The sequence below is a fragment of the Corynebacterium sp. HMSC08C04 genome (assembly GCF_001807495.1).
Classification (GTDB): Bacteria; Actinomycetota; Actinomycetes; order Mycobacteriales; family Mycobacteriaceae; genus Corynebacterium; species Corynebacterium simulans.
Map to the genome: position 1 here is coordinate 64076 of NZ_KV789230.1, position 13873 is coordinate 77948.

The 13873-nt window shown below is 57.8% G+C and carries 16 protein-coding genes; 13 read left to right on the forward strand and 3 right to left on the reverse strand.

Features of this window, described 5'->3' with window-relative positions; translation table 11 throughout:
* Nucleotides 1–4: 4 nt before the first annotated feature.
* The 4 genes from HMPREF3169_RS11800 to HMPREF3169_RS11815 all read left to right on the forward strand — a co-directional run bounded on the left by HMPREF3169_RS11800 (nt 5) and on the right by HMPREF3169_RS11815 (nt 4021).
* On the forward strand, nt 5–1138 hold the full coding sequence (locus tag HMPREF3169_RS11800) for a sensor histidine kinase (RefSeq protein WP_082778540.1): 1134 nt from the start codon (nt 5–7) through the stop codon (nt 1136–1138).
* Nucleotides 1138–1794 (forward strand): response regulator, encoded by a 657-nt coding sequence (locus tag HMPREF3169_RS11805; protein WP_061920336.1) that lies wholly within the window; start codon nt 1138–1140, stop codon nt 1792–1794. The genes HMPREF3169_RS11800 and HMPREF3169_RS11805 overlap by 1 nt, the downstream gene beginning before the upstream one ends.
* A gap of 69 nt (nt 1795–1863) precedes the next feature.
* Nucleotides 1864–2544: an ATP-binding cassette domain-containing protein gene (locus HMPREF3169_RS11810; RefSeq protein ID WP_061920338.1), complete on the forward strand. Its 681-nt coding sequence runs from the start codon at nt 1864–1866 to the stop codon at nt 2542–2544.
* Nucleotides 2545–2830: 286 nt separating this feature from the next.
* The gene (locus HMPREF3169_RS11815; protein ID WP_148132131.1) at nt 2831–4021 is read left to right on the forward strand and encodes an ABC-2 family transporter permease; all 1191 of its coding nucleotides are present in this window, start codon (nt 2831–2833) and stop codon (nt 4019–4021) included.
* On the opposite strand, the gene HMPREF3169_RS11820 is transcribed toward HMPREF3169_RS11815, so the two are convergent.
* The gene (locus HMPREF3169_RS11820) at nt 4018–5058 is read right to left on the reverse strand and encodes a hypothetical protein (RefSeq protein ID WP_070456804.1); all 1041 of its coding nucleotides are present in this window, start codon (nt 5056–5058) and stop codon (nt 4018–4020) included. The two genes, HMPREF3169_RS11815 and HMPREF3169_RS11820, sit on opposite strands and share 4 nt — an antisense overlap.
* 146 nt (nt 5059–5204) lie before the next feature.
* On the opposite strand from HMPREF3169_RS11820, the gene HMPREF3169_RS11825 reads away from it, so the two are divergent.
* The 3 genes from HMPREF3169_RS11825 (at nt 5205) to HMPREF3169_RS11835 (ending at nt 7989) form a co-directional block, all read left to right on the forward strand.
* A complete protein-coding gene (locus HMPREF3169_RS11825) occupies nt 5205–5951 on the forward strand; it encodes a phosphoglyceromutase (protein ID WP_070456825.1) in 747 nt (248 codons plus the stop codon).
* Between the two features lie 80 nt (nt 5952–6031).
* The gene (locus HMPREF3169_RS11830; RefSeq protein ID WP_070432520.1) at nt 6032–7294 is read left to right on the forward strand and encodes a sensor histidine kinase; all 1263 of its coding nucleotides are present in this window, start codon (nt 6032–6034) and stop codon (nt 7292–7294) included.
* The gene (locus HMPREF3169_RS11835) at nt 7291–7989 is read left to right on the forward strand and encodes a response regulator transcription factor (protein WP_061920346.1); all 699 of its coding nucleotides are present in this window, start codon (nt 7291–7293) and stop codon (nt 7987–7989) included. The genes HMPREF3169_RS11830 and HMPREF3169_RS11835 overlap by 4 nt, the downstream gene beginning before the upstream one ends.
* Nucleotides 7990–7997: 8 nt before the next feature.
* Here HMPREF3169_RS11835 and HMPREF3169_RS11840 read toward each other — a convergent pair whose 3' ends face one another.
* On the reverse strand, nt 7998–8921 hold the full coding sequence (locus tag HMPREF3169_RS11840) for a DUF3109 family protein (protein WP_070432521.1): 924 nt from the start codon (nt 8919–8921) through the stop codon (nt 7998–8000).
* 33 nt (nt 8922–8954) lie between these two features.
* Here HMPREF3169_RS11840 and HMPREF3169_RS11845 point away from each other — a divergent pair, with 33 nt between their 5' ends.
* From HMPREF3169_RS11845 to HMPREF3169_RS12870, 5 genes are all read left to right on the forward strand, one after another.
* Nucleotides 8955–9884, forward strand: coding sequence for a Ppx/GppA family phosphatase (locus HMPREF3169_RS11845; protein WP_083286129.1), 930 nt, complete (start codon nt 8955–8957; stop codon nt 9882–9884).
* 9 nt (nt 9885–9893) lie between these two features.
* Complete coding sequence (locus HMPREF3169_RS11850) at nt 9894–10685, forward strand: Yip1 family protein (RefSeq protein ID WP_061920352.1); 792 nt, start codon at nt 9894–9896, stop codon at nt 10683–10685.
* Nucleotides 10686–10838: 153 nt separating this feature from the next.
* Nucleotides 10839–11630, forward strand: a complete 792-nt coding sequence (gene proC / locus HMPREF3169_RS11855) for a pyrroline-5-carboxylate reductase (RefSeq protein ID WP_061920354.1) — start codon at nt 10839–10841, stop codon at nt 11628–11630.
* A gap of 236 nt (nt 11631–11866) precedes the next feature.
* The gene (locus HMPREF3169_RS11860; RefSeq protein ID WP_005527601.1) at nt 11867–12055 is read left to right on the forward strand and encodes a helix-turn-helix domain-containing protein; all 189 of its coding nucleotides are present in this window, start codon (nt 11867–11869) and stop codon (nt 12053–12055) included.
* Between the two features lie 244 nt (nt 12056–12299).
* Nucleotides 12300–12401, forward strand: a complete 102-nt coding sequence (locus HMPREF3169_RS12870) for a 30S ribosomal protein bS22 (RefSeq protein WP_003855542.1) — start codon at nt 12300–12302, stop codon at nt 12399–12401.
* A gap of 55 nt (nt 12402–12456) precedes the next feature.
* Here the strand turns inward: HMPREF3169_RS12870 and HMPREF3169_RS11865 are convergent, their stop codons facing one another.
* The gene (locus HMPREF3169_RS11865; RefSeq protein ID WP_061920387.1) at nt 12457–13473 is read right to left on the reverse strand and encodes an HAD-IB family hydrolase; all 1017 of its coding nucleotides are present in this window, start codon (nt 13471–13473) and stop codon (nt 12457–12459) included.
* Between the two features lie 138 nt (nt 13474–13611).
* Between HMPREF3169_RS11865 and HMPREF3169_RS11870 the strand changes: the two genes are divergently transcribed.
* Nucleotides 13612–13863: a glutaredoxin family protein gene (locus HMPREF3169_RS11870; RefSeq protein ID WP_061920356.1), complete on the forward strand. Its 252-nt coding sequence runs from the start codon at nt 13612–13614 to the stop codon at nt 13861–13863.
* The last annotated feature ends 10 nt before the right edge of the window (nt 13864–13873 follow it).

Consider the following 13873-nt stretch of genomic DNA (forward strand, 5'->3'; position numbering starts at 1 on the left):
CTTGATGTCTAAAGGCATGACTTTTCTGCGCACTCTCCGCTTAGGCGATGTGCTGCTTGCGGGCTTGGCCGTGTTACTGGCGCTCTTGTACACCCTGGTACCGGGGCCGCTGCCTATGGAGATCCACATCGTGCAAGCTGTGGTTTCGTGGGCCTTTGTCCCGTTCTTTCTCATTTGGCGGTCGCGGCCTGTCATTGCTCCGGTAGGGATGATTTTCTGTCTAGGGGCATGGGCAATTACCTGGATGCTGGCGCTCCCGACGAATTCTGGATTCTCTCCGTGGTTGGTTGCTGCTCCTTTAGCTGTTTATTCTTCTGCGCGTTTATGTGAAGAACGGTGGATTCCAAAGGCTATTCTCGGCGCAACGTTCGCTGGCACTTTCGCTTCGCCGTTCATGTGGAAGCTGCAACCAGACCTGACCGAGCGATACCGAAGCGGAACGGATTTTCTATTTACTTTCCTTTTCCACTGGCTACTTTTGTTACTCGTTTATGTAGTTGCGGTGCGTTTGCGTGACAAGGAGGTGGAACGGCAGGCGCGACAGCGTGAAGCTCAGGAAGAAGAGCGGCTTCTTATCGCGCGTGAACTACATGACGTACTAGCTCATTCGTTGACCCTCATCAAAGTTCAAGCAAATGCTGGTCTTGTTGCTTCGGGGACATCGGAGGAAGCATTGCGAACTATCCGAACTGAAGCGGACGGAGCGCTCGCGGAGGTGCGTTCAATTGTGTCCTCGCTACGGGCGCCGACAACGCGCGAGCCATCTCGCCAACTATCCGATATTCCCAAGGTCGTGGAAGGTTTTCGCGCTGCAGGCCTTGATATCAGCGCAGATTTACCGAATACCCCGGTGACTCTTCCTGCGCTAACCCAATTGGCTTTGGTCCGGATTATCACGGAGGCACTGACTAATGTGCTTCGCCACCAAGGGACAGGGGCGACAGTTCGCCTGAAACTTTCTGATTCTGCTGCGCTGAGTGTTGAGTCATGGGGTAGACCACAAGGAGAGACATCAGGAGCCGGTGTAGGTTTGGTGGGAATCGCCGAAAGGGCTACAGCATTGGGTGGCTGGGTGCGTACCTCCGGAGACGCTCGGCACTTCCTAGTGGAAGCACAATTTCCGCAGAGGACAACATAATGATTCGAGTACTTCTTGCTGATGACCAGCCGCTGCTGCGCAGTGCGTTGGAAACCATTCTTAATGCCGCAGGGGACATTAAGGTCGTTGCCGCGGTCGGTGATGGGCAAGCAGCCGTCGAGGCTGCAGCTGCGCATTCGCTCGATATTGCGATTCTTGATATTCGGATGCCAGGGATGGATGGAATAGCTGCTGCAAGTGCCCTCTTGGCAAGGAACCCGTCACTTAGGGTGATCATGCTAACGACGTTTAATGAAGAGGAGCTGGTTCGTTCTGCGTTGCTCGCGGGAGTCCATGGTTTTCTTCTCAAAGATTCAGACCCGGAGGTGCTTTTAGGCGCTGTTCGTGCGGTTCATGCAGGAGAAGCCGTCCTAGCAAGCGGAGTGACCGGAACGGTTTTGGAGGGCTATCGCGCAGCGATTGCTGGACGAGCCGAACTATCAGCAGCGCAAAGGCAAGGGCTTGCATTGGTGACTCGACGCGAGTTGGAAGTGCTGCGGCTGATCACTAGTGGCGCGACTAACCGGGAAATTGCCCAAGAACTCGTCCTCGCTGAGACCACCGTAAAGACGCACGTTTCCTCGCTCATGTCGAAGCTGCAAGCTAGGGACCGTGTGGCTTTGGTGTTGCTAGGCCAAAAAGTCCTACTGCAGTAGGAGAACTTCCGGCCAAGGTTGGTTCTGCTGGGGGATACAGGAAAGAAGCTACGGCGACATACTTCTTTCATGTCCTCATCACTTAGCTTGTCACGTGTCACCAAGTCGTTCGGGAACCAGCGAGTCCTCAACGACGTCTCGCTTTCAGTAACTCCTGGACGAGTACATGCTTTGCTTGGGCGAAACGGCGCGGGAAAGTCCACCCTGATGTCGATTTTGTTGGGACTTTCATCTGCAGATTCGGGAACAATCGGTAAGCTGCCCACGGTCGGTGCGTCCTTGAATGGGCCAGCTTTCTACGGCCACCTCAGCGCACGGAATAACCTCCTTGTGCACACAAGATTGCTTGGTCTGCCCGCGGAGGAGGCCGATCGGGCTCTTGCTGTGGTTGGGCTGGTGGACGTCGGTGGCAAGAAAGCCAAGAGTTTTTCCACCGGAATGAAAGCTAGGTTGGCCCTAGGACAAGCGATTCTCGGCGACCCCGAAGTGCTCGTACTTGATGAGCCGCAAAATGGCCTTGACCCGCAAGGAATTAGTGAGCTGCGTGAGCTGCTGCGTGACTGGGCTGCGCGAGGCGGCACGGTTCTAGTTAGTTCTCACCAACTTGGGGAAGTACTTCATCTCGCAGATGACATTTCTGTGCTTGCACAAGGTGAAATCGTTTATTCGGGGCCTCTGCGTGATTTGGCTCCGGAAGGAAACTTGGAAGAAGAGTTCTTCCGCCTCACCGCAGGGGGACGCAATGTTTAGGCGTCAGCTTCATACCGAGCTGTTGCGCGCTCGCGGTACTTCGTTGGTGTGGTTGCCTTTGATAGCCGTGCCTTTGGTCCTTCTGACATATAACCTTTCTCGCCTTGCATCTCCTGCCACCGATGCGACGGGCGTACTCATGTGGCAATCAATGTATGTCACCGGGATGGCGGCTCCACTTGTTGCAATGTTTGCTGCAGCTGCGGAGGCACGGGAGAAGCGTGCTCGGTTTGGCGGGACGCATATGCGTTTGGCGGGGCTTCCGAAGGTGCAAAGGACGCGATTCTTGAATGCCGAAAGGTTGGCCCGCCTCCTCGTTGTCCTCCTCAGCATCGCTGTATTTCATGTAACTAATTTCGGCGGAAGTTGGTTGGCCGTCTATTCGCGCGAGAATAGCTCACGCATTCTCGCTGTCGGTGTGCTGTGCTTTGTCGGCTCGATTGGTATTGCTGGATTGGCAGCAGCAGTAGCACGCCTGACCAACTTGGTAGTGACACTCGTAGTGTTTGTTATCTGGCAACTATTCTTTGCTCTAAATCCCGTCGTGGAAGCCGACAATTGGTGGATGTGCCCGCCAGCATGGCCGGTGCGAGCTGTATTGCCGATTATGGGCATTCACCGAAACTCCGTTCCACTTGAGCCGGGTGCGTCTTTGGCAGCTGAGAAACCATGGAACGCATTAGCTTTGTGCGTTCTTCTTGCTCTGGTGGGAATTGCAGCAGCGCTCTGGGCACCAGATAGCTGGCACCCACGGCTAGTCCGACGCTCGAAAGCGACAGCAAACGAACCTGGGGTGGGGTGGAAGCCCGCTGTGGTTACAAGGGATTGTGCACAACGGCCACGGCCATTTTTAGCGCTTTGCTTTGCGGCTACGGCACCAGCGCTAGTGGCCTGCATGGTCCTTAGTGCAACGCTGCTGGTATTTACCGCTTTGCTGTACCCGGCCTCTTATGTCCATGGCCTGTTCGTGTTCGGCATTTTGCCCATCGGATCGGGGCTTGCACCCGTGCTGGGATGGGCTGCACTGCGCGATAGTTGGCCGTTGATGTTGCTCGAATATCGAGGGTGCCGAAGCACCTTGATCTACTGGTTAATCAGCGTGGTCGCTGTAATGTCAGCATGCAGCTTGCTTGCTGGGCTCATTGCTGGCGGTGCGCTTGGCGATGAGCTTCGCCGCCTCGTGCTCAGCATCGCAGTGGGCACCATTATCGCTTTGGCAAGCTTGCTATTAAATGCCCGATTCGGGAGCACGTTCACGCTTGCTCTGAGCATCGTGTTTGCGATCATTTCGCTTACGTTGGGCGGAGATGTCCTAGCGAATACTCCATTGTGGACTGTAGCCTTTAGCGCTTGGCCGGAGACGGTCACGAATATCGGCCGAATGACAGTAGCGATACCCGTGATTGTGGTAGCGCTCGCATCCCTTTGTTTCTGCTGGCAGAAGAAGGCTCCCATGGTCGGGAGCTCGGATTCTTAACTCGCGAGTGACTTCGTCCAGGAAGTCCACCAGAACTTCGGCTCAATGCCCAGCTTCGCGTTGATGGCGAGCATGCGCTCGTTGCTCAGCGCGTTGTAGGTGGTGACACGCTTTAAGCGTGGGTAGCGGGCAGCGGCTTCGCCCCAGAGCGCCTGCTTGACCAGCATGCCCCAGCCACGGCCACGGGCGCGGCGGTGGGTGATGGTCAGCTCTTGCTTGGCTACTTCGGGGTGTGAGGGATCGAGGAGCAGCACGGAGAGGGCGGCGATGCCTTCTTCATCGATGAGAACCGCATTGGCCGTGACCGTCTTGGAGCGAGCATGGTGCTTTGCGGCTTCCTGCAGCATTTCTTCGGTCCACTCGCGCTCGATGGGGCCTTCGGCGGTGGGGACGTCGAGGTCAGCAATTGAGAGGATCTCAAGGAAAGAGTCGGTGTGGTCCGAGAGGTGCTCGGGCAGGAGGTGGCCCTCGAAGTACTCGGCGCGCAGGCCTGCAGGCAGCTGCGCTGGCTCGGCTTTGGCGAGTTCAAGCTGGCAAGCCTGCTCCACGATGCCGAGTACAAAGCCGTGGCCTGTGAAAGCGGCGGCGCGGGGGTCGTCGTCAAGCCCGCCTATAGCAAAGTCAACATCCAATGTAATGGTGGTGCGGCCGTGCTGTGCCATGAGCTCCGCGGCCGCATCCAAGAGCGCATCGAGAACTTCTTCGCTGTAGTCATCGACGAAGGTGGGGGCCAAATAGGCCAGCGTGGTCTCACCCGTCAGCGGCATGTTTACTCGCAGGAACCCGCGCGCACCGAGGTCGGTCTCATCCTCCTGGGCGCGCAGCTGGCCTTCCTGCTCGCAGGCGGCGAGCAGGAAGGAAAGGCGCTGGGAACTTGGACGCAAACTATTGAGCAAGCTGTCCATGGACTCGCAGAAATCATCGTTGCCTGCGAGGTATTTAAGCAATGCGCTGTCCGCCTCGTGGCATACGCGCAGCGCTAGGGAAGGGGAATCGTTGGTTTCCAAGTGGGGTGGGGCTATCTGAATGACGTGCATGGCAGCTTCTGCTTTCGGCGAGTGTTTTCCATTTAATTGTGATTTAGATTTCTTGAGCAGTAAAAGCCCATTGTAGGAAATTTTCGGTTACCTCTGAGGGCTAAAAGTTGCAGCGCGGACTATTAAAAACTGGCATGCTTGAAGGCATGACTCAAGGAAAGCTTATTCTTCTTCGACACGGACAATCCCAGTGGAACGAATCCAACCAGTTCACCGGTTGGGTCGACGTGGACCTCACCGCAAAGGGCGAGGCAGAAGCAAAGCGCGGCGGCGAGCTGCTGAAGGAAAAGGGCCTGCTGCCGGAGGTTCTCTACACCTCACTGCTGCGCCGTGCTATCCGCACCGCAAACATTGCGCTTAACGCGGCAGACCGTCACTGGATCCCGGTCGTGCGCGATTGGCGCCTCAACGAGCGCCACTACGGCGCTCTGCAGGGCCTGAACAAGGCAGAGACTAAGGACAAGTACGGCGAAGAGCAGTTCATGGCATGGCGCCGTTCCTACGGCACCCCGCCGCCAGAGCTGGAAGATTCCTCCGAGTACTCCCAGAGCGCCGACCCGCGCTACGGGGACCTGGAGCAGGTCCCGCGCACCGAATGCCTGAAGGACGTCGTCGAGCGCCTCGTTCCGTACTTCGAGGAGGAGATCCTCCCACGCGCCAAGAAGGGCGAGGTCGTTCTCATCGCCGCACACGGCAACTCCCTGCGTGCGCTGGTCAAGCACCTGGACAACATCTCTGGCGAAGACATCGCTGGCCTGAATATTCCTACGGGCATTCCGCTGGTCTACGAGATTGCGGAAGACGGCAGCGTCCAGAACCCAGGCGGCACCTACCTGGATCCGGAAGCTGCTGCTGCCGGCGCCGCAGCGGTTGCGGCGCAGGGCGGCAAGTAAGAGCTTTTGAAGTACTGCGTACAATTCCCCGGGGGTCTATACTCCCTGGGGATTGTTTTGTTTTAACTGGTAATAGATACGTGGAATTACTTTTAGCTTTTCTAGCCGGCGTGGTGGTTTGCGCCTTCGCTCTACCGGTGATCTCTTGGGTGCGCGGGCGCATCGAGCGTTTCCGCAAATCTAATGATGCTGATTCCAACAGAGTCACTACCGTGAGCCAGGTTTTGCACTTGGCTATCCAAGGCGCGCCGACAGGCATCACGGTTCTCTCGCGCTCGAAGGAGGTCATCCTTTCTAATCCTTCAGCCCATGAGATGTCTTTGGTCCATGATCGCACTGTTAATCCGGATATCTGGAAGGTCGCGGAGGAGGTCTTCGCGGACAAGGAAACGCGCTCGCTTGACCTTTCCATTCCGAAGCGCCGTACCGGTAACCGAGTGACTCAGGTGCTGGCGGTGGTTAAGCCGCTGACGCTTAACGACGACCGCTTCGTCATCGTCTACGGCACCGACGAATCGGAGTCTGTGCGCATGGAAGCCGCTCGCCGCGACTTTGTGGCGAATGTCTCCCACGAGCTTAAGACCCCTGTCGGCGGCATCGCATTGCTGGCGGAGGCTCTGCTCAATGACCCGGCTGACGTTGAAACCGTGGAATACTTCGGTGGCAAACTACAAAAAGAAGCCAACCGCATGGCGGATATGGTCAACGAGCTGATCGCGCTTTCCAAGCTTCAAGGTGCGGAGGCGCTGCCGGAGATGGAGCCGCTAAATCTTGATGAATTGGTGGATGAAGCAATCTCCCGCAATCAGCTGGCAGCCGATTCACATCAGAATGAACTTACCCGCGGCAAGCCGGTGGGAGTGCAGGTCAAGGGCGATAAGGCGCTGCTTATCACCGCTATTTCCAACCTCATCTCCAATGCAATCCATTACTCGCCGGATGAGATGCCGGTGTCGGTGACCCTCAAGATCGTCGGTACCGATATCGTGCTCGTGCGCGTGACTGACCGCGGAATCGGTATCGCCCCGGAGGACCAAAAGCGAGTCTTCGAGCGCTTCTTCCGCGTGGATAAAGCTCGCTCGCGCCAGACCGGTGGCACGGGTCTGGGACTGGCTATCGTTAAGCACGTTGTGGCCAACCACGGTGGCAACATCAAGCTGTGGTCGCGGCCGGGCACGGGCTCGACCTTCACGATCGAGCTACCTATTTACAAAGACGAAACTGCAGCGGATAACGTAGAGAATCAGGATAATGAAGTAGATGGTGCCGTCAGCTCAGCTGCGCCTGGGCTTCCTCGTGCCGTCGCTCGCGTAGCCGCACGTCGAAAGGACAAAGCACAATGACCAACATCCTCATCGTTGAAGATGAAGAGTCGCTGGCCGATCCACTAGCGTTCCTTCTGCGCAAGGAGGGCTTTGACGTCATCCTCGCACCGGATGGTCCGACCGCCCTCGAGGAGTTTGCGAAGAACTCCGTCGACATCGTTCTTCTGGATCTCATGCTGCCGGGAATGTCCGGCACCGATGTGTGCAAGCAGCTGCGTTCGACGTCCTCGGTTCCAGTCATCATGGTCACGGCGCGTGACTCGGAGATTGATAAGGTCGTCGGCCTCGAGCTGGGTGCGGACGATTATGTGACCAAGCCTTATTCTTCCCGTGAGCTGATTGCGCGTATTCGCGCGGTTCTGCGCCGCGGCCAAGACTCTGCTTCTGAGGCTCCGCAGGAGGAGTTCGACGAGCAGATTCTTGAGGGCGGTCGCGTACGCATGGACGTTGAGCGTCACACCGTCACTGTCGACGGCGAGGCAGTCTCGATGCCGCTGAAGGAATTCGACCTGCTGGAGTACCTGCTGCGTAATGCAGGACGCGTTCTTACCCGCGGCCAGCTGATTGATCGTATTTGGGGCGCTGACTATGTGGGCGATACCAAGACACTAGACGTGCACGTCAAGCGCCTGCGCTCGAAGATCGAGGCGGAGCCTTCCCGCCCGCAGCACCTGGTGACGGTGCGCGGTCTGGGCTACAAGTTCGATCTTTAATAGGCGCCTTAGTAAGCGTTGGCCTTCACGCTGGCCGGGTGCCGCGTGAGGTTAACGCCAGCCTTGGCTGCTTCGGCTCGGGCGGAGCAGTGAGCAGCCAGGATTTCGTAGCATTCCTCGCCCATAAGGGCAATGAGCTCGGTTTTCTGAGAGAGCCACATGGGGTCCGGCGAGGTATGGCAGGACGCATCAGCGGAGCAATACCAATCGAAGTCTTCTCCGCCGTCGCCCCAACCGCGGCGATCGTATTCGCCGATGGTGGTGCGCAGAATTTCCTGGCCGTCTGGGCGCTCTTCATATTCCTCATGGCGGCGCAGCGGCAGCTGCCAGCACACTTCCGGCTTGACCACGGTCAGCTCTTCGCCTTCTGCCATTGCCCACTGATGCAGTGCGCAGCCCGCGCCGGTGGCCCAACCCGCGCGGTTGGCAAAGATGCAGGCGCCATCGACGATAGGCGTTTTAAGTGCTGGCTCTGGTTCCCCGTCGTCCCCGTCGAGCTCGTCCCATACGAGCCAGGGTTCTAGCTCGGTGGGGTCTTCGGCGGAAAGGTATTTATCTACCCCAGCTGGGCGTAGCTGCCAGTACTTGTCTGGCATGCGCTCGACGGCGTCGTAAAGCTGCTCCCGATCCGTTTCATCAGCCATGTACGCGCCATGGACGCAACATCCGACGTCGGGTTGGCTGGCATCGATGCCGTGGCAAGCCGCGGTGCCGAACTGACACGTGTAGTGCGATTCGACCCACGTGAGATCGATTGAAAAGACATGGTGGGGGTCCGCCGGATTGGTGAATTCGAACCATTCCCGTGGGAAATCGGGTGCCTCCTCGCGGCCTGCAAGGATCGAGGAGGCAGCGGGGGAAGAGCTGGGAAAACCGAGATAAACCGTGTGAGAATCTGGGTTATTTTTTGAGCTAGATTTCGGGCGATTCACACCTAACCACGGTAGACCTACTACTCTAGGAGTGTGCGATTAGGTGTATTAGACGTCGGAAGCAACACTGTTCACCTCGTTGCGGTTGACGCCGCTACGGGTGGACGCCCGACTCCGATGAGCGATTGGAAGACTCCGCTGCGTCTTGTGGAGCAGTTGGATAAGGACGGCAACATCCACGAAAAAGGCTTGAAGAAGCTGATTTCGGCGGTTGCTGAAGCAAACGAGCTGGGGCAAAAGTTGGGCTGTCATGACTTCATTGCTTTTGCTACCTCGGCAGTGCGTTCTGCCCCGAACTCTGAGTACGTGCTTGATCAGGTGGAAAAGCAGACGGGTGTACGTCTGGAGATCCTCTCTGGCGAGGAAGAAGCACGTCTGACGTTCCTGGCCGTGCGCCGCTGGTACGGCTGGTCTGCAGGTCGCATCACCAACTTGGACATCGGCGGTGGCTCGTTGGAGCTTTCCACCGGTACTGATGAGCATCCCGACTTGGCATTTTCTCTGGACCTGGGCGCGGGCCGCTTGACCCACAATTGGTTCGACACCGATCCGCCTGAGAAGGCCAAGGTCAATATGCTCCGCGACTACATTGATGCGGAATTGGTACCAGTGACCGATCAGATGCGTGCAATGGGTACCGCGGGGCTTGCTGTGGGTACCTCAAAAACCTTCCGTACGCTGGCGCGACTTACCGGTGCCGCACCGTCTTCTGCGGGCCCTTATGTAAAGCGTACGCTGACCGCACCGGGCCTTCGTCAGCTCATCTCATTCATCTCCCGCATGACCGCAGCAGACAGAGCAGACCTCGAAGGGGTAAGTTCTAACCGATCGCATCAAATCGTCGCTGGCGCATTGGTGGCTGAGGCAAGCATGCGTGCCTTGGGTATTGAGAAGCTGGAGATCTGCCCTTGGGCACTCCGCGAAGGCGTAATTCTGCGACGAACCGATAAGGGACTGGAATAGGAAATAAACGTGGCTGACGAAAAACAGTTGACAGTAGCGGAGCTCCTCGCCCGTAACTCGAAGGAGCGCGCTGGTGCTGATTCTGAGGGCGGTTCACGCCGTCGCCGCCGCCGTAGTTTGGAAGACGGTGGCGTCTCGGTTGCCGAGCTCACCGGCAACCTGGAAAAAGTAAAGGCAACTCCGGCCGAGTCGAAGCACTCGAATGTCTCCATCGACGAAACCGCTCCAGTCATCCCTGCCCCAAAGCAGGAGCAGGATGAAAAGCAGGCCGCGGACAAGGCTTCCCAGCCTTCTACCGATGACACCCGCGTTATCAAGCGCGTAACGGACAAGCCTGAGGCAAAGCAGGACGCTGAAGATGCTAAGCCTGCGCAGGCTGATTCCAAGGACGACAGCAAGGCTCCTAAGGCTGCTGCGGCAACCACTGCGGCTGCTGGTACCACTGCGGCGGGCGCTGGCGCGGAAATGGGCAACAGCGTTCCGGTAAAGGCGCAGGAGAAGGACTTGCTTGAGACTGAGTCTGATGCGGATTACGAGGAAGATGATGAGAAGCTCAATCCGTTCTCTGTTTTGCTGCTTGCTCTCGTAGGAATCGTGCTCGGCGCAATCGTCTTCAAGGGCTTCGAGATTCTCTGGGATAGCTTCTCCCGCTCCATCGTTGCCATCTTGGCCGTTGCTGTAACCGCTCTCATGGTTGCTCTGGTGCACGTGCTGCGTACCAATCGTGATGGCGCCTCGATGGCGCTGGCTGCCTTCGTTGGTCTCGTACTGACCTTCGGCCCGCTGCTCATCGTTATGTAGGCGAAAATTCATCGCACCTTATAAAGCGCACCGCTTAGCTCTTAAAGCAGGCGGTGCGCTTTTGTATATCGACAGCGAGGAGACTAAGCCCAAGGTGTAAAGGAGCGGGTAACAAGGTGGCCTGGCCGCAGGCTTTCTGGCACTGTGGTTGGCATGGCAAAAATTGCAGTACTTGGTGGAGGACAAATCGGTGAGGCCCTCGTTTCGGGCCTCGTGAACGCTGGCTATGACGGTGCGGACATCGTCGTGACTAACCGCAGCGAGGATCGTCGCGCGCATATGGAAAAGACCTACGGCGTTAAGACCTTGAGCGATAACAGGGCGGCTGTGAAGGATGCAGACTTCGTCTTTGGCTGCGTGAAGCCTTATGCCATTGAAGAGGTCTTCGCAGAAGCAGAGATTCCTACAAGCGCTGTCGCAGTGTCCCTGGCTGCTGGCATCCAGTTAGAAAAGCTGGAGGCCGCTGCCGGTGACGGAGTGCCGGTTGTGCGCGTTATGCCGAATACGCCGATGTTGGTGGGCAAGGGCATGAGCACGGCTACCGCGGGCACCCACGTCAGTGAGGAGCAATTCGACGGCGTTGTGGAGCTTCTGGGTGCCGTCGGTGAAGTAGCAGTCGTTGCTGAAAAGGACATCGATGCAGCCGCAGCGTTGGCGGGTTCCGCGCCGGCTTATTTCTTCCTTGTTGTTGAGGCGCTTGTCGACGCCGGCGTGCAGCTGGGTCTTACCCGTGACGTTGCGACGAAGCTGGCCACCCAGACGGCTTCTGGTGCCGGTGCCATGCTCGTCGAGTCCGGCCGTGAGCCGCTCGCGTTGCGTGCTGGCGTTACCTCCCCAGGCGGCACGACTGCGGCAGCAGTGCGCGAGTTGGAGGAGTCCGGCTTGCGTGGCGCGTTCTACCGCGCGGCAGAAGCATGCGCACAGCGTGCCAAGGAGCTTGGCTAAAGGCTTCCTAGCAGCACGGGTGTCCCCAATGTGGACCAAAAATCAGAGCGGCCGATCCTCGTGTGACACCAGTTGCGCGGGGAGTTTGGCGAGAGCTGGGGGACACCTGGGAAAAAATTTGGCTCTTGGGTCGCATTAGTCACAGGTTTCACGATAGGCTGGTACGAGCACGTGCGTGAATGTCCTGTGGGAGGGGAAGCCTACAGCGCGTCACGGGCTGAAGGGTTAGATAAACTATGGCTAATGAAGATAAGGGAACCTTTTTGACCATCGCCGAGGTCGCAGAAATCATGCGAGTCTCCAAGATGACTGTCTACCGTTTGGTTCACGCAGGCGAAATGCCGGCAGTTCGCGTTGGACGCTCTTTCCGCGTTCACGAGTCTGCGGTTAACGAGTACCTCGAGGCTTCCGTTTACGGAGCTTAAAATACTCGCGCCTTCGACAGTGTCCACCTCTGCTGACCAGCTTGGTCTGCGGTGGTGGGCACTGTCTTTTTTGGTACGTAGGCCCCGACTGGGTAAGATAGTCACCATTCGTGCCAGCGGTCCTGCGTCTTCCACGCCTTGTTCGCAAAGCGTGGGGTTGCTGAGAAGTGCACCTTAGCGGCCATTTCCAGGCTGTGGCTGGCAGGTTTAGTACGTACTGATCTCGAAAGTGAGGAAACCTACTATGGGTTCTGTCATCAAGAAGCGCCGTAAGCGCATGTCCAAGAAGAAGCACCGCAAGATGCTGCGCCGCACCCGCGTTCAGCGTCGTAAGCTTGGCAAGTAAACATTTAGGCCTCGGTTTCCCGAAAGGGAGCCGGGGCCTTTTTGTCGCAAAGGCGCTACTTTCTTATCCAGCGCCAGCCGCCATAAGAGAAGGCTGCGGTGGCCAGGGCAGGAAGGCCGTAGGCGCGCACGGCTTTGCGCACAGACCGGTAGTCGCGGATGAGCCAGCCGTTGTCTTCGGCGACGTCGCGTAGCTTGGAGTCGGGGTTAATCGCTACGGCGGTGCCAACCATCGACAACATTGGTACGTCGTTGACGGAGTCCGAGTAGGCGGTGCAGCGCTCTAGGTCGAGGCCTTCAATGGTGGCCAGTGCCGCGACGGCATGGGTCTTGCCAGGGCCGTGCAGGATATCACCCAGCAGGCGGCCGGTGAACTTGCCGTCTTTTACCTCAGGCACGGTGCCGAGCGCACCAGTGAAGCCAAAACGCTTTGCCAGCACCTGGGCCAGCTGTACCGGGGTCGCGGTTACTAGCCAGACCTGCTGGCCCGCGGCCACGTGCAGCTGCGCCAGCTGATTGGTTCCCGGATATGCACGGCGGGCCAGGGAAGCATCGACGATTTCCTCGCACAGTGCCACCATGTCTTCTACCGAGCGGCCTTTGACAAAGTCCAAGGCCTGCACGCGGCCAGCGGCGACATCGTCGGCATTTTCACTGCCCGAGACGCGGTACTTCAACTGCTTCCACGCAATGGGCAGGATTTCCCGGAGCTTGAAGTAGCGCTTGCGGTAGAGCCCAAAGGCGAAAGCAACCAGGGAAGAGCCCTGAATCAGCGTGTTGTCCACGTCGAAGAAGGCCGCGGCCCCGGCGTCTTGTGGGACATCCGGATCCGGCTGGGTGATCTTCTTCGCGCCGGCGGACTCAAAAGAACCCTGCACGGAATCCACGCCCGAGTGATAGGACTCTAGGTCGAGGCCGAAAATGCTATCCACCGCAGCGCGTGCAGCAGCCTCACCAGCGGTCTTTTGTGCGTCGTCGTCAAGCGGCGCTAATGCTTGGTTCTCAAGAAAATTGCGTAGATTTCCCCGGCTGGCGGTCCAATTCGCGAGGAAGTCGCGGGGAGAATCGGGCATTCCGGGTGGGGTGGGGGACGCAGAGGACACGGGTACGCATGCAGCTTTCGACGGGGAGGCGGACTATCGTGTCCATAGTAAACCTTTCGACCAATGGCGTCTTTTTATAAAGCGCCAAAGTCAGGAGCAAATAGGGATATGTCGCGCCGTGTCGTAGAGTTGATGGTTCGTACTACCTGCGGTTCTTGCGCTAGGGTACGGGAGCAAATTGCCCCAGTAGTAGAAGCCGCCGGAGCGGATTTTTATATCCGCAACGTTGATGAAGACCAAGAATTGGCAATGGAATACGGCGACCGTGTGCCCGTTGTAGTCATTGACGGAGAAGAGTTCTCCTGCTGGGAAGTAGACAACGAAGAGCTCGCAGCCGAGCTTGCGGCTAGCCCTAATTAGTCCTAATTAG

Excerpts from the sequence above, each read along its gene's own strand:
- HMPREF3169_RS11800 (WP_082778540.1), top strand. The coding sequence starts at position 5 with ATGTCTAAAGGCATGACTTTTCTGCGCACTCTCCGCTTAGGCGATGTG.
- HMPREF3169_RS11860 (WP_005527601.1), top strand. The coding sequence starts at position 11,867 with ATGGCTAATGAAGATAAGGGAACCTTTTTGACCATCGCCGAGGTCGCA.
- HMPREF3169_RS11835 (WP_061920346.1), top strand. The coding sequence starts at position 7,291 with ATGACCAACATCCTCATCGTTGAAGATGAAGAGTCGCTGGCCGATCCA.
- HMPREF3169_RS11865 (WP_061920387.1), bottom strand. The coding sequence starts at position 13,473 with ATGCCCGATTCTCCCCGCGACTTCCTCGCGAATTGGACCGCCAGCCGG.
- HMPREF3169_RS11825 (WP_070456825.1), top strand. The coding sequence starts at position 5,205 with ATGACTCAAGGAAAGCTTATTCTTCTTCGACACGGACAATCCCAGTGG.
- HMPREF3169_RS11870 (WP_061920356.1), top strand. The coding sequence starts at position 13,612 with ATGTCGCGCCGTGTCGTAGAGTTGATGGTTCGTACTACCTGCGGTTCT.
- proC (WP_061920354.1), top strand. The coding sequence starts at position 10,839 with ATGGCAAAAATTGCAGTACTTGGTGGAGGACAAATCGGTGAGGCCCTC.
- HMPREF3169_RS11820 (WP_070456804.1), bottom strand. The coding sequence starts at position 5,058 with ATGCACGTCATTCAGATAGCCCCACCCCACTTGGAAACCAACGATTCC.
- HMPREF3169_RS12870 (WP_003855542.1), top strand. The coding sequence starts at position 12,300 with ATGGGTTCTGTCATCAAGAAGCGCCGTAAGCGCATGTCCAAGAAGAAG.
- HMPREF3169_RS11805 (WP_061920336.1), top strand. The coding sequence starts at position 1,138 with ATGATTCGAGTACTTCTTGCTGATGACCAGCCGCTGCTGCGCAGTGCG.
- HMPREF3169_RS11810 (WP_061920338.1), top strand. The coding sequence starts at position 1,864 with ATGTCCTCATCACTTAGCTTGTCACGTGTCACCAAGTCGTTCGGGAAC.